Annotated in this window: 5 protein-coding genes and 1 pseudogene (1 of these 6 cut by a window edge); 2 read left to right on the top strand and 4 right to left on the bottom strand. The window is 71.1% G+C overall.

Annotation, left to right across the window (positions count from 1 at the left end):
* Positions 1 to 120: 120 nt before the first annotated feature.
* A pseudogene (locus tag F3J10_RS07625) lies at positions 121 to 726 on the top strand (efflux RND transporter permease subunit); the annotation flags it as partial.
* Positions 727 to 757: 31 nt separating this feature from the next.
* Here the strand turns inward: F3J10_RS07625 and F3J10_RS07620 are convergent.
* Positions 758 to 1537, bottom strand: a complete 780-nt coding sequence (locus tag F3J10_RS07620) for a helix-turn-helix transcriptional regulator (RefSeq protein WP_084152638.1) — start codon at positions 1535 to 1537, stop codon at positions 758 to 760.
* Between the two features lie 758 nt (positions 1538 to 2295).
* On the opposite strand from F3J10_RS07620, the gene F3J10_RS07615 reads away from it, so the two are divergent.
* Entirely contained in the window at positions 2296 to 3360 is a 1065-nt protein-coding gene (locus tag F3J10_RS07615) for a TauD/TfdA family dioxygenase (protein WP_025101674.1), read from the top strand.
* A gap of 133 nt (positions 3361 to 3493) precedes the next feature.
* Here F3J10_RS07615 and F3J10_RS07610 read toward each other — a convergent pair whose 3' ends face one another.
* The 3 genes from F3J10_RS07610 to F3J10_RS07600 form a co-directional block, all read right to left on the bottom strand.
* Entirely contained in the window at positions 3494 to 4489 is a 996-nt protein-coding gene (locus tag F3J10_RS07610) for a cupin-like domain-containing protein (RefSeq protein WP_025101673.1), read from the bottom strand.
* Positions 4490 to 4719: 230 nt separating this feature from the next.
* Positions 4720 to 18003, bottom strand: coding sequence for a non-ribosomal peptide synthetase (locus F3J10_RS07605; protein ID WP_167241800.1), 13284 nt, complete (start codon positions 18001 to 18003; stop codon positions 4720 to 4722).
* Positions 17996 to 19215: the 3' portion of a non-ribosomal peptide synthase/polyketide synthase gene (locus F3J10_RS07600; protein WP_167241799.1), read on the bottom strand. 14998 nt of this gene lie beyond the right edge of the window; only the last 1220 of its 16218 coding nucleotides appear in the window; its start codon lies beyond the right edge, outside the window; it ends in the stop codon at positions 17996 to 17998. Before F3J10_RS07600 ends, F3J10_RS07605 begins: the two co-directional genes overlap by 8 nt.

The raw sequence follows: 19215 nt of genomic DNA, 5'->3' as shown, positions 1-19215 counted from the left end.
CGTACAGCGAGGCGAAGTGCGGCTGGCCCGGCGTGTAGTACTCGTCGTAGAACAGCCAGCCGTCGCGGCCGATCACGACGTTCGGGTTGCTGGGCGTGCCGGTGCGCGCCATCTGCAGGCGCGATCCTGGTGCTGCTGTTCGGCGGCTTCGTGCTGCCGGCCACCGTGCTGGTGGCGCTGCCGCTCTCGCTGGGCGGCGCGGCCGCCGCGCTCGCGCTGCTGCCGGGGCTGGGGCTGTCGCTGGCTTCGCTGGTGGGGGTGCTGATGCTGATGGGGCTCAGCACCAAGAACGCGATCCTGCTGGTGGAGCATGTGCAGATCGCCCGGCGCGGCTCGGACATCTCGCGCGCCGAGGCGATCGTCGATGCCTGCCGCAAGCGCGCGCGGCCGATCGTGATGACCACGCTGGCGATGATGGCGGGCCTGCTGCCGCTCGCGCTCGACATGCGCGGCGACGCGTTCCGTTCCTCGATGGCGGTGACCGTGATCGGCGGGCTGGTCAGCTCGACCCTGCTGAGCCTGCTGCTGGTGCCGGTCGCCTTCATGCTGCTCGACCGCGGGCAGGCGCGCCTGGGGCGGCTGCTGCATCGGCCCCTGCGGCCCTCGTCGTCGTCCCCGGCCTCGCGGCACGAGGCGCCGGCCCAGGCGAGCGGCGAGGTGGGACGCGAGGTGGTGCGCGAGGCGGGCGTCGCCCAGGCCGCCCGCGCCAGCCGCGAGCCGGCCTGAGCGATACGCTGCCTTCGCCGCCTTCAGGCGTTCATTCGATCATCCAGCGCGACAGGCCGTGCCGTCCGCTCAGGCCGAGCTTGATGCGGGCGCGCTTCAGGTAGGTTTCGATGGTGCTGGCGCGCAGGTCCAGCTCGTCGCAGATCGCGGGCAGGGTATAGCCCGACAGGATCAGGATGCAGACCTGCTGCTCGCGCGAGGACAGCGTGATGTTCTGCTGCTCGAGGCGTTCGCGAAAGCGCTGCGAGAGCGTGTCGGCGGCGCTGTCGGGCAAGGCCGCGCTCGCCTCGCCGGCCGGCGGCGCGAAGAACTCGTCGTCGTCGCTCGCGGTGGCGGGCTGCTGCATCGAGGCATGCTGCTCGACCAGCGGCAGCAGCGCCTGCGAGAGCTCGCCGAGCGAGGCCAGTTCGTCGGGACGAAAGTCGCCGCGTTCGGCCTCGCGCTGCAGGAACACCACGAAATGCGTGCGCACGCGCCGCATCAGGATGATGCAGCGATGGGCCGGCGTGACCGCGCTTTCGTCGTCGAACAGGCGCGGCGCGAGATGGATCAGCCGCGGGCCGTCCGGATCGAGGATCTGCTCGATCAGCGTCTCGGGCAGGCGCTGGCCGATGCCGCTGTCGTGCAGTTCCATGCCGTGGATGGTCGAGGCGCCGACCAGCCGGCCGAGGTGCGGATCGGTATGCCAGATCGAGACGTGCATCATGTCGATCGTGACCGTGCCGCTGATGAAGCGCTGCATGGCTGAAAAGAATCGGGTGGTCCCCACGTTCGAGATCACCCTGCCAAGTTTCACGATGCTGTCGCGCATGATAGCCCTGTCGTGTGTTGCGCATGCCGGCACGTGGTGCCGGTTGCCTGGAGCCCGTCCCGGGTGCTCCGGATTCGACGGATCGGTCCGGTCCGCTCGAACGCGCAGGCTTCATCGATAACCCCTGCGCAGGTCCTTTTATTCCCCTAATATCGATCAATTCCCCCGGCGTCGCATCGTCGAGACGATGGACTGTCGATCGACGCGAAGCGCCGTAAATACTGAATTGACGACCTGAAGAACAGGTCTGGTTTTCAGTTTCATTTTGTTCTTGACGATTGAATTTGCAGGCCTGGCGGTGAAGGAAACTTTCCCATCCATTCGATCGGATAACGAAAAAATGATCAATCGGAAATATCTTCTTATGATTCGATGACAGGAATAAAAACAACCGGATTCGTCAATCGACGACCATGGAATGGTTAACGATTCATGTTTCCATGGCGTGTAAATCCGTATAAAAATTTGAATTGTTTCTCAGCTGAAAATTCAATGTACTAAATACCACGATAGCAGGTGGCGCGATAGCGTCAATCGCCGCCCGCGGCCGGCGACGTGGGGCGGGGCGCCGTTTTTGTCCCCGCTATGGAGTACAGACAGGCCCGGGGGCCGATGCTCTAATGCCTGACAGGTAAGCTGCGGTTCCTGTCGTGCTTCGCCGCGAGGGCCGCGTCCACAACCCTCCCGGCGTCGCGGCATCGTCATGGCGAGCGCACCCGGACCATGGCGGGGCCGCCGGCCCCGGACAGGAGTCGCTGATGAATTCCCAAACCCTTGCACCGGACCTCGACGCGATCGATACGGGCTCCGAAGCGTCGGCGCTGTACCCCGAGGCCGCCTTCGACGGCAGCGTGCGGATCTCCACCTTGCGCGACGGGGCGAGCCTGCCGGTGGTGTTCGAGCCGGCGCGCGCGCACGACGATCCGGTCGCCTGGGCCAGCCGCCATCGCGAGGCCGTCGACGCGGCGCTGTGCCGGCACGCGGCGATCCTGTTCCGCGGCTTCGCGCTGCCCACCCCGCAGGATTTCGAGCGCTTCGCCGAGGCGCTTTCGCCGGGCTTGCACGGAACTTACGGCGATCTGCCGAAGAAGGAAGGCGGGCGCAACATCTACCGCTCGACCCCGTATCCCGAGCAGGAAATGATTCTGTTCCACAACGAGAGCTCGCACCTGGAGAGCTGGCCGCGCAAGCAGTGGTTCTATTGCGAGGTGCCCTCGCCGGTGGGCGGCGCGACGCCGCTGGTCGACATCCGCGAGATGATCCGCGTGCTGCCGGCCGAGCTGGTCGAGCGCATCGAGCGCAAGTCGCTGCTGTACGTGCGCACCTTCACCGAGGAGCTCGACCTGTCCTGGCGCGAGTTCTTCAAGACCGACGATCGCGCCGTGGTCGAGGCGCGCTGCCGCGCGGCCGGCACCGAGTTCCGCTGGCTCGAGGACGACGCCTTCCAGATGCGCACGCGCTGCGCGGGCGTGATCCGTCATCCGTCGACCGGCGAGCGCGCCTTCTTCAACCAGGTGCAGCTGCATCATCCCTACTGCCTGGGCCCGGGCGTGCGCGAGGACCTGATCGAGCTGGTCGGTGCCGAGTGCCTGCCGCGCAATGTCTGCTACGGCGACGGCACGCCGATCGCCGACGAGGACATGGCGCTGATCGGCCGGGCCTACGAGGCTTGCGCGGTGCGTTTCGACTGGCGCCGCGGCGACGTGGTGATGCTCGACAACATGCTGACCGCGCATGCGCGCGATCCCTTCGAGGGGCCGCGCAAGATCGTGGTGGCGATGGGGGAGATGATGTCGCGCGAGCCGCTGCAGGCGGCGGCCTGAACCAGCGGGCGGCGCGCCCGCCGGGGCGGCGCCGCCTGCATGGGCCTGCATGGCATCGCGGTTCGGGCCGGCGGGCGCGCCGTCGAGGCGGGGACGTCCCGCCTGAGCGCGGCGCCGCGATGCTCGGGATACCTCAGCGTCGCGACGAGCGCAAGCCGATCCGCTTCAGCACCTTGTGCGCCAGCGCATAGGCCAGCGCGCCGACCAGCAGCGGCGCGAACGGGCTGAGCGCGTAGGTGCGGGCGAGTTTCCTGACCGCCGGATACTGCCAGTCGCCGTTGATGTGCAGCGGCGAGGCGAAGGTCCTGGCCACCGTCACGCCGAACTGCGTGCCGACCGATTCCACCGCATGCCACCAGAACACCGGGATGTAGAGCGCATCGCCCGGCTCCACCAGCACGCGATACGGCCGCAGCTTCGAGAAGCCCGCGTAGCGCCGGCTGTCGACGTCGAACAGGTAGCCGTTCTCGCGGATCACCGGCAGCAGGGCCTGCCACGACACGTCGTCGGGCGGCAGGATCAGCACTTCCTTGGCGCCGACCACCTGGGTCATCAGGGTCTCGTCGGCGGCGTGGAAGTGCCAGTCGGTGTAGGAGCCGCGATACAGGAAGGCGCGGTACAGCGGGTTGACGCGCGGCTTGCCGGCGTTCTGCAGGAAGGTGTAGCCGGTGATGTCCTGCTGCAGCTCCGCGAGCGGCGACTTGTCGTCGAACTCGCAGGCGTCGAGCACCAGCTGGCCGCCGTTGAGCTTCATCTCGTCGAGGAAGGCATGGAAGGGCATGCCCTTCATGTTGGTGCCGATGTCGTCGATCAGCTTCTGGCGGATGTCCTCGTTGACCCAGGCGATCAGCTCCGAGCAGGGATAGTGGCGCGCTTCCACCTGGATGTCGTTGGCGGCCCGCTTGAAGTATTCCGGATCGCGCCACTCCCGGAACGCGGGCCAGTGCGCCGCCGCGCCGCGTACCCGGCAGGGCAGGTTCTGCATCACGTAGTGCTTGTGGAAATCCTCCTGGCTGAGGTCGCGCGCGTCGAGCGAATCGATCTCCTCCGAGGCTTCGTAGTTGGGAAAGCCGGTGAGGCTCCACGGATATTCCAACGGACCGGCGCTGGCGTCATTGCGGACTGTCATTGAGTGTCCCTGTATCGGCAGATTCGTTCGCGGCCGTTCCCGCGCGCTGGCGCGAACGGCCCGATGCTTGAAGGATTGAAACATCGAATCCGGGCCGCGTCTGTCATCGCAAAGCGCGACAGTCGACGCAGGCCGCGACCCTGTCCCCTGTCCCCTGTCCCCTGTCCCGGCAAGGTCGGCATGCGGTGTCGGGAAGCCCTGCCCGCGGCGGCCGCGGGCAGGGCTCGTGCTTACTCCACCACGCCCGCCACGCCGACGCCGAGCGCCTGCGTGATGGCCGCGCCGAGCGCCTGCACATGCGGCATGGCCACCACCGTCATGTGCGTGCCCGCCACCGGCACCCGTTGCAGGCGATCGCCGAGCAGCGGCGCCCAGCCGAGCGCGGCGTCCTCGCGCGCCTCGCCGGCCGCGGCGAACAGCGTGACCGGCGCCTGCAGCGGCTCCGGCCGGTAGCCGAGCACCGCCTGCTGGGTGGCCGCCGCGACCGCCAGGTAGCGCGACAGCAGGGCCGCGTCGAGTTCGCGCGGGATGTCCGGCGGCAGCAGCCCGTTGGCCTGGGCGAACGACAGCAGGGCCGGCAGGTCGCGCTCGGCGGCGAGCCGCTCGAAGCCTTGCTGCAGGTCCGCGTTGAGCTGCTCGGGCAGCCAGTCGCGCAGGTAGGCGATCTCGTCGAGCGTCGAGGCCTGCGCGACGGCGGCGGCAGCCGGCCGCGCCGCATCGATCAGGCCGAGGAACTGCACCTGCTCGCCGGCGGCGAGCAACTGCCGCGCGATCTCGTAGGCGACCAGCCCGCCCGCCGACCAGCCGGCGATCCGGTAGGGCCCTTGCGGCTGGACCGCGCGGATCGCCGCGACGTGCGCGCCGGCCAGCGCGGCCATCTCGCGCAGCGGCGTCTCGCCCTCGCCGAAGCCCGGCGCGGCCAGGCCGTACACCGGCATGCCGGCGTCGAGCCAGGGCGCCAGGTCGTGCGCGTACTTCACGCCGCCGCCCACCGGATGCGCCAGGAACAGCGGCGTGCCGGCGCCGGTGCGCACCGGCACCAGGTTCGGGTGACGCGCGGCCTGGCCGTCGCGGCGCAGCGAGGCCGCGAAGCCGGCCACGGTCGGCTTGCGGAACAGGTCGCGCATGTCGATCGGCATGCCGAGCTTCTTGCGCAGTTGCGAGACCATCTGCACCGCCATCAGGGAGATGCCGCCGAGCTCGAAGAAGTGATCGTGCCGGCCCACCCGCTCGCGCGAGAGCAACTGCTGCCAGAGCGCGGCGATGGCCTGCTCGATCTCGCCGCGCGGCGTGTCATCGCCGTCGTGCGCGGCCTCGTCCGCTTCGTCGTCCCCGGCAGGCAGGGCCGGCTCGGCCTCGAGCGCCGGGTCCCGCGGCGCGGGCGCCGTCAGCTCCGGCACCAGCGAGCCGATCGGCCGCCCCGGGTCGGCCGCCATCTCGGCGAGCACCTGGGCGAATCGCTCGCCGGTGCTGACGGCGAATGGCGCGTCGAACAGGTCGGCGGCATAGATCAGCGCGCCGGCGATCACCTCGCCGTCGTCGGCCAGCGACAGGGTCAGGTCGAACTGGCTGGTGGTCTGCGCCTGGTCCAGCGATTCCAGCACCAGCCCCGGCAGCGCCAGGTCGGTGGCCGGCGTGTTGTTCAGGCTCAGCATGACCTGGAAGATCGGGCTGTGGGCCAGGCTGCGCGAGGGCTGCAGCGCCTCCACCACCTGCTCGAACGGCACTTCCTGGTGCGAGTAGGCGGCCGCCGCCGTGGTCCTGACCTGCTCGAGCAGCTCGGCCACGCTCATGCCGTCGCCGAAGCTCACGCGCAGCGCCAGGGTATTGACGAAGAAGCCGATCAGGCCTTCCAGGTCCGCGCGCGGGCGGTTCGCCACCGGCGAGCCGATCACCACGTCCTGCTGCCCGGCCAGGCGGCCGAGCAGGACCGACCAGCCCGCCAGCAAGGTCATGAAGACCGTCGCGCCATGGCGCTGGCCCAGCTCGCGCACCGCCGCGCTGGCCTCGGCCGACAGCGCGAAGGGCAGGCTGGCGCCGGCATAGCGCTGCACCGCCGGGCGTGCCGCGCGGGTCGGCAGCGCCAGCCGCGCCGGCGCGCCGGCCAGCTGGTCGCGCCAGAACGCCACCTGGCGGTCGAGCCCTTCCTCGCCGAGGCGCCCCTGCTGCCAGGCCGCGTAGTCGGCGTACTGCAGCGGCAGGGCCGGCAGCGGATCCGGCTGCGCGGCGAGGCGGGCGGCGTACAGGCGGCTGACTTCCTCGACCAGCACGCCGGTCGACCAGCCGTCGGAGACGATGTGATGCAGGGTGACCAGCAGCACATGGCTTTGCGCATCGAGCAGCAGCAGGCGGCCGCGGATCAGCGGATCGCGGGCCAGGTCGAAGGGCGTGCCGGCCTCGTCGTCGCCGATCCGTGCTACCGCGGCGTCCTGCTCGCCGCGCGGCAGGCCGCGCAGGTCGTGCTCGGCCAGCGCGAAGCGCGGCTCGGCGTGGATTTGCTGCCGCGGCCGGCCGAGCTCGTCGGAGACGAAGTTGGTGCGCAGGATCTCGTGGCGCGCGATCACCGTGCGCAGGCACGCGAGCAGCGCCTCGCGGTCCAGCTCGCCGGTCAGGCGCAGCGCGACCGGCAGGTGGTAGGCCGCGCCGATCGCGTGATCGAGCGAATCGAGGAACCACAGCCGCTGCTGCGCGAACGACAGCGGCAGCGGGGCCTGGCGGTCGGCGCGCGGGATCGCCCGCAGCGGCGCCGCCGCGGCCTGGCCGCCGAGCGCCGCGAGGCTCGCGACGGTCGGCCGGGCCAGGAAGTCGCGCAGCGAGACCTTGATGCCGGCATGCTTGCGGACCCGCCCGAGCAGTTGCACCGCCATCAGCGAATGGCCGCCCAACTCGAAGAACTGGTCGTGGCGGCCGACCCGCTCCAGGTGCAGCAGGTCCTGCCAGATCGCGGCGATCCTGGCCTCGGTCTCGTTGAGCGGCGCCTCGTACTCGCGCGTGACCACCGAGCTCGAATCGGGCTCGGGCAGCGCGCGGCGATCCAGCTTGCCGTTGGTGGTCAGCGGGAAGGCGTCGAGCACCACGAAGGCGCTCGGCACCATGTGCTCGGCCAGCGATTCGGCCAGCGTCGCGCGCAGCTCGGCGGTCGATAGCGCGCTGCCCGCCTGGCGCACCAGGTAGGCCACCAGGCGGCGCTCGCCCGGGCTGTCCTCGCGGGCGATCACCTGCACCTCGCGCACGCCCGGGTAGGCGGCGATCCGTGCCTCGATCTCGCCCAGCTCGATGCGGAAGCCGCGGATCTTGACCTGGAAGTCGTTGCGGCCGAGATAGTCGAGCGTGCCGTCCGGCAGCCAGCGCCCGAGATCGCCGGTCTTGTAGAGACGCGCGCCGGGCAGCGCCGAGAAGCGGTCCTCGACGAAGCGCTCGGCGCTCAGCGCCGGCCGCTCGTGGTAGCCGCGCGCGACCTGCACGCCGCCGACGTGGATCTCGCCCACGCAGCCTACCGGCACCGGCTCGCCGTGGGCGTCCAGCAGGTAGACCTGGGTGTTGGCGATCGGCCGGCCGATGCTCGGGCGCTCGCCGAGCTCGCGGATCAGCCCGATGGTGGCGTCGACGGTCGACTCGGTCGGGCCGTACATGTTGTGGAAGCGGATCGTGTCCGAGGCGCGCAGCCGCTCCCAGGTCACGGCATTGATCGCCTCGCCGCCCAACAGCACGCTGCCCGGCTGGTAGTCGCCCGGCTCAAGCAGGCCCGCGGCCAGCAGGCCCTCGAGCTGCGAGGGCGTGCTGTCGAAGCCGTCCACCCGATGCTGGCGCAGGAAGGCCAGCAACTCGGCGCCGCTCGCGCGGATCGCCTGCGGGATCAGCACCAGGCGGTGGCCCGAGAGCAGCTGCGAGAGCCCCTTGATCGACATGTCGAACGAGAAGGCCGCGTTCAGGGCGATGGTGGAATGGTCCGGCATGTCGGCGTAGATGCCGTGCCGCAGCACGTTCCAGAAGTTCACCACCGAGCGGTGCTCGACCATCACGCCCTTGGCCTGCCCGGTCGAGCCCGAGGTATAGATCATGTAGGCCAGGTTGCCCGGGCCGACCTCGCGCACGTCGGGATCGCGATCGGATTGCGAGCGCAGGCCGTCGGCGTGCTCGCCCTCGTCGTCGAGCAGCAGCACCGGCACGCCGGCGGCGGCGAACTGCGCCTGCAGCGCGCCTTGCGTGAGCAGCGCGATCGGCCGGCTGTCGGCCAGCATGTAGGCGATCCGCTCGTCGGGATAGGACGGATCGATCGGCACGTAGGCCGCGCCCGCCTTCAGGATGCCGAGCAGGCCGGCCACCATGTCGACGCTGCGCTCGGTGCAGATCGCGACCCGGTCGTCGGGGCGCGCGCCCAGCGCCAGCAGGCGATGCGCGACCTGGTTGGCGCGCCGGTTCAGCCCGTCGAAGCTCAGCGTGCCGTCCTCGGCCACCAGCGCGACCGCTTCCGGCGTGCGTGCCGCCTGCGCCTCGAACAGCCGGTGCAGGGTGGTCTCGCCGGAGAACTCGACGGCGGTGTCGTTGAAGCCGCGCAGCACCTGCTCGCGCTCGGCCGGCGGCATCACCGCCAGGGTGCGTACCGACACCTGCGGCGCGCGTTCCAGCGCGTCGCACAGGCTGTCGAGCGCCTGGCTCATGTAGCCGCACACGCGCTGCGCGCCGAAATCGTCGAGCGCCAGCACGGTCAGGCCGAAGCCCGTGCCGAGGTCGTCGATCATGATGGTCAGCGGGTAGTTGTTGCGCGTCTCGGTATCGAGGAACTCGATGCCGTAGTCGTCGGGCAGGCCCTCGTCGCCGGTCTCCTCGTCGAGGTCGCCGCCCTGGCGGTAGTTCATCAGCGCGCTGAACAGCGGCGCCGGCGCGGCGATGCCGCTGCAGCGCTGCGCCAGCGTCAGCGGCGCGTGCTCGTGCAGCAGCAGCTCGCTCAGGCGCCGGTGGGCCTCGCGCGCGGCCTCCTCGACCGCCGGCGCGCCCACGTCGAGACGGATCGGCAGGGTGTTGATCAGCATCCCCATCGCGCGCTCGCTGCTCGCGCTTTGCATGCCGCCCAGCAGCACGGTGCCGAACACCACGTCGTCGCGTCCCGACAGCAGGGACAGCACGCGCGCCCAGGCCAGGTGATGCAGGCTGACCGGGCTGACGCGCAGGCGCCGCGCCTGCGCGTGGATGCGCTGGCTCAGCCCGGCGTCGAGCTGCAGCTCGGCGCGATCGATGCCGTGACCGTCGCCGGAGACGTCGTGCACGCCGAACGGCAGGGTCGGTTCGTCGACCTCGCCGAGCATCTCGCGGAAGAAGCCCTCGTGGTCATGCTGCGAGGCGCTCGACTGGACCTGGGCGACGTAGTCGCGATAGGGCACCGGCGCCGGCAGGCTGTCGACCTCGTCGCACAGATGCGCGAGGATCTCGGCGCGGATCAGCCGCATCGACGAGGCGTCGTCGATCAGGTGATGGAACAGCAGCGCGGCGACCCAGCGGCCGTTGGCGGGATCCTCGGCGAACGCCAGGTGCATCATCGGCGCGCGGCGCAGGTCGAGCCGGTAGCGGCGCGGGTCGAAGCGCTGCTCGATCTGTTCGATGACCGGGCCGCCGGCCGGATCGGGCACGACCTGCTCGACCGTCAGCGGCGCGTCGCGCCAGACCACCTGCACCGGCGCGTCGAGATCCTCCCAGACGGTGGCGGTGCGCAGGATGTCGTGACGGCGGATCACCTGTTGCAGCGCGGCCACGAAGCCGTCGAGCTGCTCGCGGCTGCGCGCCGTGAACAGGCTGCGCAGCAGGTAGGGGTCGCCGTTGCGCTCGAGCGTGAGCAGATGGTGGAACAGGATGCCTTCCTGCATCGGCGTGAGCGGGTAGATGTCCTGCAGGTTGGCCGCGCCGCCCGGCACGGTCCGCACGATCTGCCCGATCTGGTCCTGCGTGAGCCGCACCAGCGGCAGCATGTCCGGCGTGATGGTGCCGCCGTCCGCCGCCAGGCGGTAGTCGGGCGCCGCGGCCAGCTCGCGCGGCGCGGCGCTGACCGCGGCGGCCAGCGCCGCCAGCGTCTGCGCGTTGAACAGCGCGCGCACGTCGGTATGCAGGCCGGCCTGGCGCATCCGCTCGATCACGTTGATCGCCAGCAGGGAGTGGCCGCCCAGCGCGAAGAAGTTGTCGTTGCGGCCGACCTGCTCGAGCTGCAGCAGCTCGCACCAGATCGCCGCCAGGGCGATCTCGGTGTCGCCGCGCGGCGCCTCGTAGACGCCCGCGGCATAGGCGGCGGCGTCGGGCGCCGGCAAGGCGCGCCGGTCGAGCTTGCCGTTCGCCGTGAGCGGCAGCGTGTCGAGCCTGACGTAGGCCGAGGGCACCATGAAGTCCGGCAGCACCGTGCCGGCGTAGGCGCGCAGCCGTTCGGCGTCGGGCGCGGCGGCCGGCTCGGCCAGGTCCTCGCGCACCGTGTAGTAGGCCACCAGCTGGCGACTGCCGGCGGCGTCCTCGCGCGCCAGCACCACCGTGTGGTGCACGCCCTCGTGCAGGGCCAGGCGCGCCTCGATCTCGCCGAGCTCGATACGGAAGCCGCGCAGCTTGACCTGCTCGTCGTTGCGGCCCAGGTATTCGAGCTGGCCGTCGGGCAGGTAGCGCGCCAGGTCGCCGGTGCGGTACAGCCGGGCGCCGGGCCGGTCGCTGAACGGATCGGCGACGAAGCGCTCCTCGGTCAGTTGCGGCCGGTTCAGGTAGCCGCGCGTGACGCCGGCGCCGCCGATCCACATTTCGCCGGTCACGCCCACCGGCACCGGGTTGCGATGCCGGTCGAGCACGTAGGCCGACAGGTCGGCCAGCGGCCGGCCGATGCACAGCGGCGTCGCGCTCGCGCCGTTCAGGGCCATGTAGGTGACGTGGACGGTGGTTTCCGTGATGCCGTACATGTTGACCAGCCGGGTGTCGCGATTGCGCGCGTCCTGGTTCCAGGGCGCCAGCATCGCGACCTCCAGCGCTTCCCCGCCGAAGATCACGTGGCGCAGGCCGTGCGCGAGCCCGCTCGCGCCCTGCGCTGCGATCAGCTGGCGGAACGCGCTCGGCGTCTGGTTCAGCACCGTCACCCGTTCGCGGCACAGCAGCGCGTGGAAGTCCTCGGGCGAGCGGCTGATCGCGTGCGGCACCACCACCAGGCGCGCGCCATGGGTGAGCGCGCCCCAGATCTCCCACACCGAGAAGTCGAAGGCGAACGAGTGGAACAGGGTCCAGACGTCGTCGCGGCCGAAGCCGAAGGACACGCGGGTCGAATCGAACAGGCGCGTGACGTTGCGGTGCTCGACCATCACGCCCTTGGGCGTGCCGGTCGAACCCGAGGTGTAGATCACGTAGGCGAGGTCGGAGGGCGCGACCGGCACGTCCGGGTTCTGCTCGGAATAGGCCGCGAGGCTCTCGGGCGCGTCGAGCAGCAGCACGGCGGCGTCGCTGGCCGGCAGCGAGCCGGCCAGCTCGCGCTGGGTCAGCAGGGCCACCGGCGTGCTGTCGCCGAGCATGTGCTCGAGGCGCGCGGCCGGGTAGGCCGGATCGAGCGGCACGTAGGCGGCGCCGGCCTTGAGGATGCCGAGCAGGCCGACGATCATGTCCAGGCCGCGCTCGACGCAGATCGCCACGCGCTGGTCGGCGCCCACGCCGCGTTCCAGCAGCGCATGGGCGACGCGGTTGGCGCGGCGGTTCAGGGCGTCGTAGCTGAGCGAGTGCTCGCCGTGGGTCACCGCGAGCGCGTCCGGCGCCTGCCGCGCCTGCTGTTCGAACAGCGCGTGGATGGTCAGGTCGGTGGGGTAGTCGGCCAGCGCGGCATTGAGTTCGAGCACCTGCTCGCGCCCGGCCGCGTCGAGCAGCGGCAGGGTGCTGACGCGCTGGCCGGCATCGGCCGCCATTGCGGCCAGCAGGGTCTGCAGGCAGGCGACGATGCGCTCGGCGGTGCTCGCGTCGAACAGCTCGCTCGCGTATTCGAGCTCGCCCGAGATCAGGCCGTCTTCCTCGACCAGCAGCAGCGACAGGTCGAACTGCGTGCTCAGGCGGGCCTCGGGCAGCGTGTCCAGCTGCAGCCCCGGCAGCTCGAGCGCGCGCGAAGGCGTGTTGTTCAGCGAGATCATGGCCTGGAAGATCGGGCTGTGGCTCAGGCTGCGCGGCGGCTGCACGGCCTCCACCACCTGCTCGAAGGGCAGGTCCTGGTTCGCGTAGGCGGCCAGCGCGCTGGCCTTGACCTGGCGCAGCAGGCCCGCGACGTCGGGATCCTCGTCGATGCGCACGCGCAGCGCCAGGGTATTGACGAAGAAGCCGATCAGCGGCTCCAGCTCGGCGCGCCGGCGGTTCGCCACCGGCGTGCCGACCACCACGTCGTCCTGGCCCGAGAGGCGGCCCAGCAGGCTGGCCCAGCCCGCCAGCAGGGTCATGAAGAGGGTGGTGCCGTGCTGCTGGCTCAACTGCCGCAGCGCGTCGCCGAGCGGCCGCGGGAAGGTGAAGGCCAGGCTGCGGCCCGCGTAGCTCTGCACGGCGGGGCGCGGGCGATCGGTGGGCAGCTCCAGCAGGGCGGGCGCGCCCTGCAGGTGGCCGCGCCAGAACGCGACCTGCCCGGCTAGCGCGTCGCCGCGCAGCCAGTCGCGCTGCCAGGCGGCGTAGTCGGCGTACTGGATCGGCAGCGCGGGCAGCGGGTCGGGCCGTTGCTGGCGGAACGCGTCGTACAGCGCGGCGAGTTCCTCCACCAGCACGCCGATCGACCAGCCGTCCGAGACGATGTGGTGCTGCGTGATCAGCAGGACATGCTGCTCGGCGCCGAGCGCGAGCAGGCGCCCGCGGATCAGCGGGCCGGCGGCCAGGTCGAAGGGCGCGGCGGCTTCGGCTTCGCCCAGGCGCGCGACGCTCGCCTGCTGCTCGCCGGCGGGAAGTTCGCGCAGGTCCTGCTCGAGCAGCGCGAAGCCGGCCGAGGCATCGGCGATGCGCTGGAACGGCTGGCCCTTGGCGGTCGCGAAGGTGGTGCGCAGGATCTCGTGGCGCGCGACGATGCGATCGAGCGCGGCGCGCAGCGCGGCCCGGTCCAGCGCGCCCGTCAGGCGCAGCGCGACCGGCATGTGATAGGCCGCGCCGGCGGCGCGGTCGAGCGTGTCGAGGAACCACAGCCGCTGCTGCGAGAAGGACAGCGCCAGCGGCTGGGCCGAGCGCGGCAGGGCCACGATCGGCGGCAGCTCGGGGCCGGCCTCGCCCTGCGCGATCTGCGCGGCGAGATCGGCCAGCACCGGGCGCGCGAACAGGTCGCGCAGCGAGACCTCCACGCCGAACTGCTTGCGCACGCGCGAGCCGAGCTGCACGGCCAGCAGCGAGTGGCCGCCGAGGTCGAAGAAGCCGTCATGGCGGCCGACCCGTTCGAGGCCGAGCAGCTCCTGCCAGATCGCGGCCAGTGCCTGCTCGGTATCGCCCAGCGGCGCCTCGTAGGCCTGGCGCACCACCGCGGCCGCGTCGGGGGCGGGCAGCGCGCGGCGGTCGAGCTTGCCGTTGGGGGTGAGCGGGAAGCTGTCCAGCACCATGAAGGCGTTCGGCACCATGTACTCGGGCAGCGAGGCCTGCAGGTGCTGGCGCAGCAGGCCCGGCGACAGCTTCGCCTGCACGGGGATCTCGCCGTCGGCGAACAGACGCGCGTAGAACGGCGAGGCGCGGAATTCGGAGGTGCGATGCGGCATGGCATGGCGGATCGCCAGCTCGCTGCCGTCCACGCGGCGCAGCACCGCGTCGAGATGGAAGTCGGGGTTCAGCCCGTTGGGGTCCAGGCTGCGCGTGATGCGGCCTTCCAGCACGTCGCCGGCCTGCACCGCCAGGCCTTCCGGGAAGGCCGGGAAATAGACCGGCAGCCAGCTGCCCTGGTCGGCCAGCGTGTCGAGCGTGTTGTCGGCATCGACGAACAGCAGCATCCAGACCACGAAGCCCGTCATGCGCCCGCCCTTCTCGAAGCGCAGGCTGATCGCGTGCGTCGTCTCCGGCTCCATGTGGCGCGTGTAGTCGAGGTCCTCGAAGGCGTCCTCGCTGCTGAGGATCGCGCTGGCCGGCAGGTCCTTGACGCAGATCCGCAGGTCGAACGGCGAGCCGGTCTCCTCGAAGATCTTCTGTACATAGTGGCCGGTGGTCTCGGTGAAGGCGTAGTCGAACAGGTCCTCGGTCAGCGAGACGGCGACGATCTTGGTCAGGCTGCGCTCGGGGATCATGTGCGCGCCGTCCTTGAGGAAGCGCCGCGCGTTGTTGATGATCACCGCCGAGCCCTCGCTGCCGGCGATGTTGCCGATGATCTCGGAGATGCAGTAGTCGACCGGCTCGGGCAGCTCGATGCGGGTCGCGTCGCCGTGCAGCACGACGATGCGGTCCTCCAGGCCCAGCGAGCGCACCTTCTCGCGCGCGGCCAGGTAGCTGCGCTCGAGCAACTCGATCGCGTAGACCTTGCGCGCGCCCGCGTCGATCGCCATGCGCGAGAGCACCGCGTGCGGGCCCGGCCCGATCTCGACCACGGTCTTGCCGGGCAGGTGGCGCGCGAAGGCGTTCGCGTAGCAGCGGTTGCGCGTGGTGTGGTTCGCCATCGCGTGGTACAGCAGCGCGTCGTAGACGTAGAACTCCGATACCGAGGGCCACAGCTCGACGCGGTCGGTGGCGGTCACGTAGGCGGCCAGGCGCGGGTCGCCCGGCGCGTCCTCGCGCGCCATCACGATCGCGTCCTTGACCTGCGGGTGCAGGCGCAGGCGCGCCTCGACCTCGGCCGGCTCGATGCGGAAGCCGCGCAGCTTGACCTGGGTGTCGTTGCGGCCCAGGTATTCGATGCTGCCGTCGGGCAGCCAGCGGCCCAGGTCGCCGGTGCGGTACAGGCGCGCTTGCGCCGCGCCGCTGAACGGGTCCTCGACGAAGCGCTCGCGCGTCATCTCGGGCAGGTTCAGGTAGCCGCGCGCCAGGCCGATGCCGCCGATGTGGATCTCGCCGGCCACGCCGATCGGCACCGGCTGGCCCAGCTCGTCGAGCAGGTGGATGCGCACGTTGTCCATCGGTGCGCCGATCGGCACCGCGCCGTCGGTCTCGCCGGGCTCGCAGACCTGCATGCTGGCGCAGACCGTCGCCTCGGTCGGGCCGTAGGCGTTGATCATGCGCCGGCCCTTCGCCCAGCGCCGCACCAGGGCGGCCGGGCAGGCCTCGCCGGCCACCGCCAGGGTGCGCAGCGCGCGCAGCGCCTCGCTGTCGGCATGGGGCGCGAGGATGCCGGCGGCCACCGGCGGCAGCGTGACGTGGGTGATCGCGTGCGAGGACAGCGTGGCCAGCAGCGGCTCGCCCGGCAGCAGGGCTTCGCGCGAGGCCAGGTAGAGGGTGGCGCCGCGGCACAGCGCCATGGCGATCTCGGAAATGCAGGCGTCGAAGCTGAACGAGGCGAACTGCAGCACGCGGCTGTCGGGCTGCACGTCGAACACGCGGATCTGCGCCTGGGCCAGGTTCGACAGGCCCTTGTGCTCGACCATCACGCCCTTGGGCGTGCCGGTGGAACCGGAGGTGTAGATCACGTAGGCCAGGCTCGAGGCGTCGATCGGCAGCGCGGGGTCGTGCTCGGGCAAGCCCTCGAAGCCGCCGTCGTCGAGCAGCAGCACGGGCGCCTCGCCCACCGGCAGCGTGCCGGCCAGCGGCGCCAGCGCCTGCTGGCTCAACAGCGCCACCGGCGCGCTGTCGCGCACCATGTGCTCGAGGCGCGCGGCCGGATAGGCCGGGTCGAGCGGGACATAGGCGGCGCCGGCCTTGAGGATGCCGAGCAGGCCCGCCACCATGTCGAGGCCGCGCTCGACGCAGATCGCCACGCGCTGGTCGGCGCGCACGCCGCGCTCGATCAGCGCATGGGCGATGCGGTTGGCGCGGCGGTTCAGGGCGTCGTAGTCCAGCGCCTGGGCGCCGAACACGGCGGCCGGCGCGGTGGGCTGGCTGCGGGCCAGGGCCTCGAACTGCTGGTGGATCAGCGCTTGCGGATAGGGCGTGGCGTTCGCGTTGAAGTCGACCAGCACCTGGCGGCGCTGGGCCTCGTCGAGCAGCGGCAGGGTGCTGACGCGCCGCGTCGGGTCGGCGGCCATCGCGGCCAGCAGGATCTGCAGGCTCTGGGCGAGGCGTTCGATGGTGGCCGCGTCGAACAGGTCGCTGGAGTAGCTGATGCTGCCGCCGATGCGCTGGTCGTCGTCGCTGAGCAGCAGCGCCAGGTCGAAGGTGGCGGTCGAGCCGGTTTCGGCGAGGGTCTGCACGTCCAGGCCGGCCAGGCTCACGGTGCGGTCGGCCGGGGTGTTCTCGAGCGTGATGCCGACCTGGAAGATCGGGCTGTGGCTGAGGCTGCGGGTGGGCGCCAGCGCCTCCACCACCTGCTCGAAGGGCAGGTCCTGGTGGGCGTAGGCGTCCAGCGCGATCTTGCGCACGCGTTGCAGCAGGGTGGCCACGTCGGGATCGTCGCTGGTGTCGACGCGCAGCGCGAGCGTGTTGACGAAGAAGCCGATCAGCGATTCGAACTCGCTGCGCTGGCGGTTCGCCACCGGCGTGCCGATCACGATCTCGCGGGTGCGGCTGATGCGCGAGAGCAGCACGGCCCAGCCCGCGAACAGGGTCATGAACAGGGTGGTGCCCTGCTGCTGGCTCAGGCGGCGCAGCGCGTCGCCGAGCGCGCCCGAAAAGGCGAGCGCCACGTTGCCGCCGGCATAGCGCTGCACGGCCGGGCGCGGCCGGTCGGTGGGCAGCTCCAGCAGGGCCGGCGCGCCCTTCAGGTGATCGGTCCAGAACGCCACCTGGCGGCGCAAGGTCTCGCCCTGCAGCCAGCCGCGCTGCCAGGCCGCGTAGTCGGCGTATTGCAGCGCGAGCGGCGGCAGCGGGTCGGGCTGCTGCTGGCGGAAGGCCTCGTAGAGCACGGTGATTTCCTCGACCAGCAGGCCCAGCGACCAGCCGTCCGAGACGATGTGATGCTGCGTGATCAGCAGGATGTGCTGCTCGGCGCCGAGCCGCAGCAGCTGGCCGCGAATCAGCGGGCCCTGCTCCAGGTCGAAGGGCGCGGCGCCCTCGGCCTCGCGGATCCGCGCCACGGCCGCTTCCTGCTCGGCGGCGGGCAGCTCGCCCAGGTCCTGCTCGAGCAGCGCGAAACCGGCGTCGGCGTCGGCGATGCGCTGGAACGGCTCGCCCTGTTCGGTGGCGAAGCGGGTGCGCAGCACTTCGTGGCGCGCCACCACGCGGTCCAGCGCGGCACGCAGGGCGGCGCGGTCGAGCACGCCGGCCAGGCGCAGCGCGGTCGGCACGTGGTAGGCGGCACCGGCGGCCTGGTCGAGCGTGTCGAGGAACCACAGGCGCTGCTGGGCGAACGATAGCGGCAGGCTGGCGGAGCGATCCGCGCGCGCGATCGGCTGGCGGGCCTCGCCGGCCGGCCGCGCGTCGCCGCGCTGGCGCAACCGTTGCAGGAGGAGAGCACGCTTCAGTTGTTCGACATCGGGACTACGTTTATTCACTTTGCGCATCCTTTAATTGAGCCAGCAATTCGCTTTCGGACAGGTTGCCCAACTCCAGTTCCAGGTCTTGCAGATCGTCGGCCGCGTACAGGACCAGCAGCAGCGAGGTCACCGTATCGGCGAGCTGGCCGAGCGTGGGGTGTTCGAACAGCGCGTTGAGCGAGACCTCGACGCCGAACTGCTCGTCGAGGCGGATCACCAGTTGCACGGCCAGCAGCGAATGGCCGCCGAGATCGAAGAAGCTGTCGTGACGGCCGATCCGTTCGGTGCCGAGCAGCTCGCGCCAGATCTGCGCGATCTCCTCCTCCACCTCGCCGATCGGCGCTTCGTGGTCCTGCGCCAGCGCGATGCCCGCGTCGGGCGCCGGCAGGGCCTGGCGGTCGAGCTTGCCGTTCGGCGTGAGCGGCAGCGCCGCGAGGATCACGAAGGCATCGGGGATCATGTAGCCGGCCAGGCGCTCGGACAGCTCGCCCTGCAGGCCCGCCGCGCTCGGCTCGGCGCCGTCCTGCGGCACCACGTAGGCGACCAGGCGCTTGGCGCCGTCGGCCTCGGCGAGCGCGATCACGGCCGCCTCGCGCACGCCCTCGCATTCGGCCAGGCGGGCCTCGACCTCGCCGAGCTCGATACGGAAGCCGCGGATCTTGACCTGGAAGTCGTTGCGGCCGAGGTATTCGAGGCTGCCGTCGGGCAGCCAGCGTGCGAGATCGCCGGTCTTGTAGAGACGCTCGCCGGGGCGCTGGCTGAACGGATCGCGGATGAAACGCTGGGCGGTGAGCTCGTCGCGGTTGAGGTAGCCGCGGGTGACGCCGTCGCCGCCGATGTGCAGCTCGCCGGATACGCCTTGGGGGACCGGCTGGAGATGCTCGTCGAGCAGGTAGATGCGGGTATTGGCGAGCGGCTTGCCGATGGTGGCGATGCCCATGCCGCGCTGCCGGGCTTCGTCGAAGCCGACGTAGGCGGCGGTACACGAGACGGTGGTCTCGGTGGGCCCGTAGGTGTTGACCAGGCGAGTGTGTTCGGGGCGGAAGCGATCCCAGAGTTCGAGCTTCTGGGTGGAGAGCGCGTCGCCGGTGACATTGACGAGACGCACGCTGTCGAGCAGATCGCGCGCCTTGGCCGGCTGGCGATCCCATTCGGCGACCAGGGTATGCCAGTGCGCGGCGGTGAGATGGACCACGCTGGGCGGCCGCGATCCGGAAGCGCCGGCACCGA

It is taken from the genome of Burkholderia sp. Cy-637, from assembly GCF_011753175.1.
Classification (GTDB): domain Bacteria; phylum Pseudomonadota; class Gammaproteobacteria; order Burkholderiales; family Burkholderiaceae; genus Burkholderia; species Burkholderia gladioli.
Note: the sequence above shows the minus strand (reverse complement) of the source record. Positions and strands in the feature narration are given on the sequence as shown.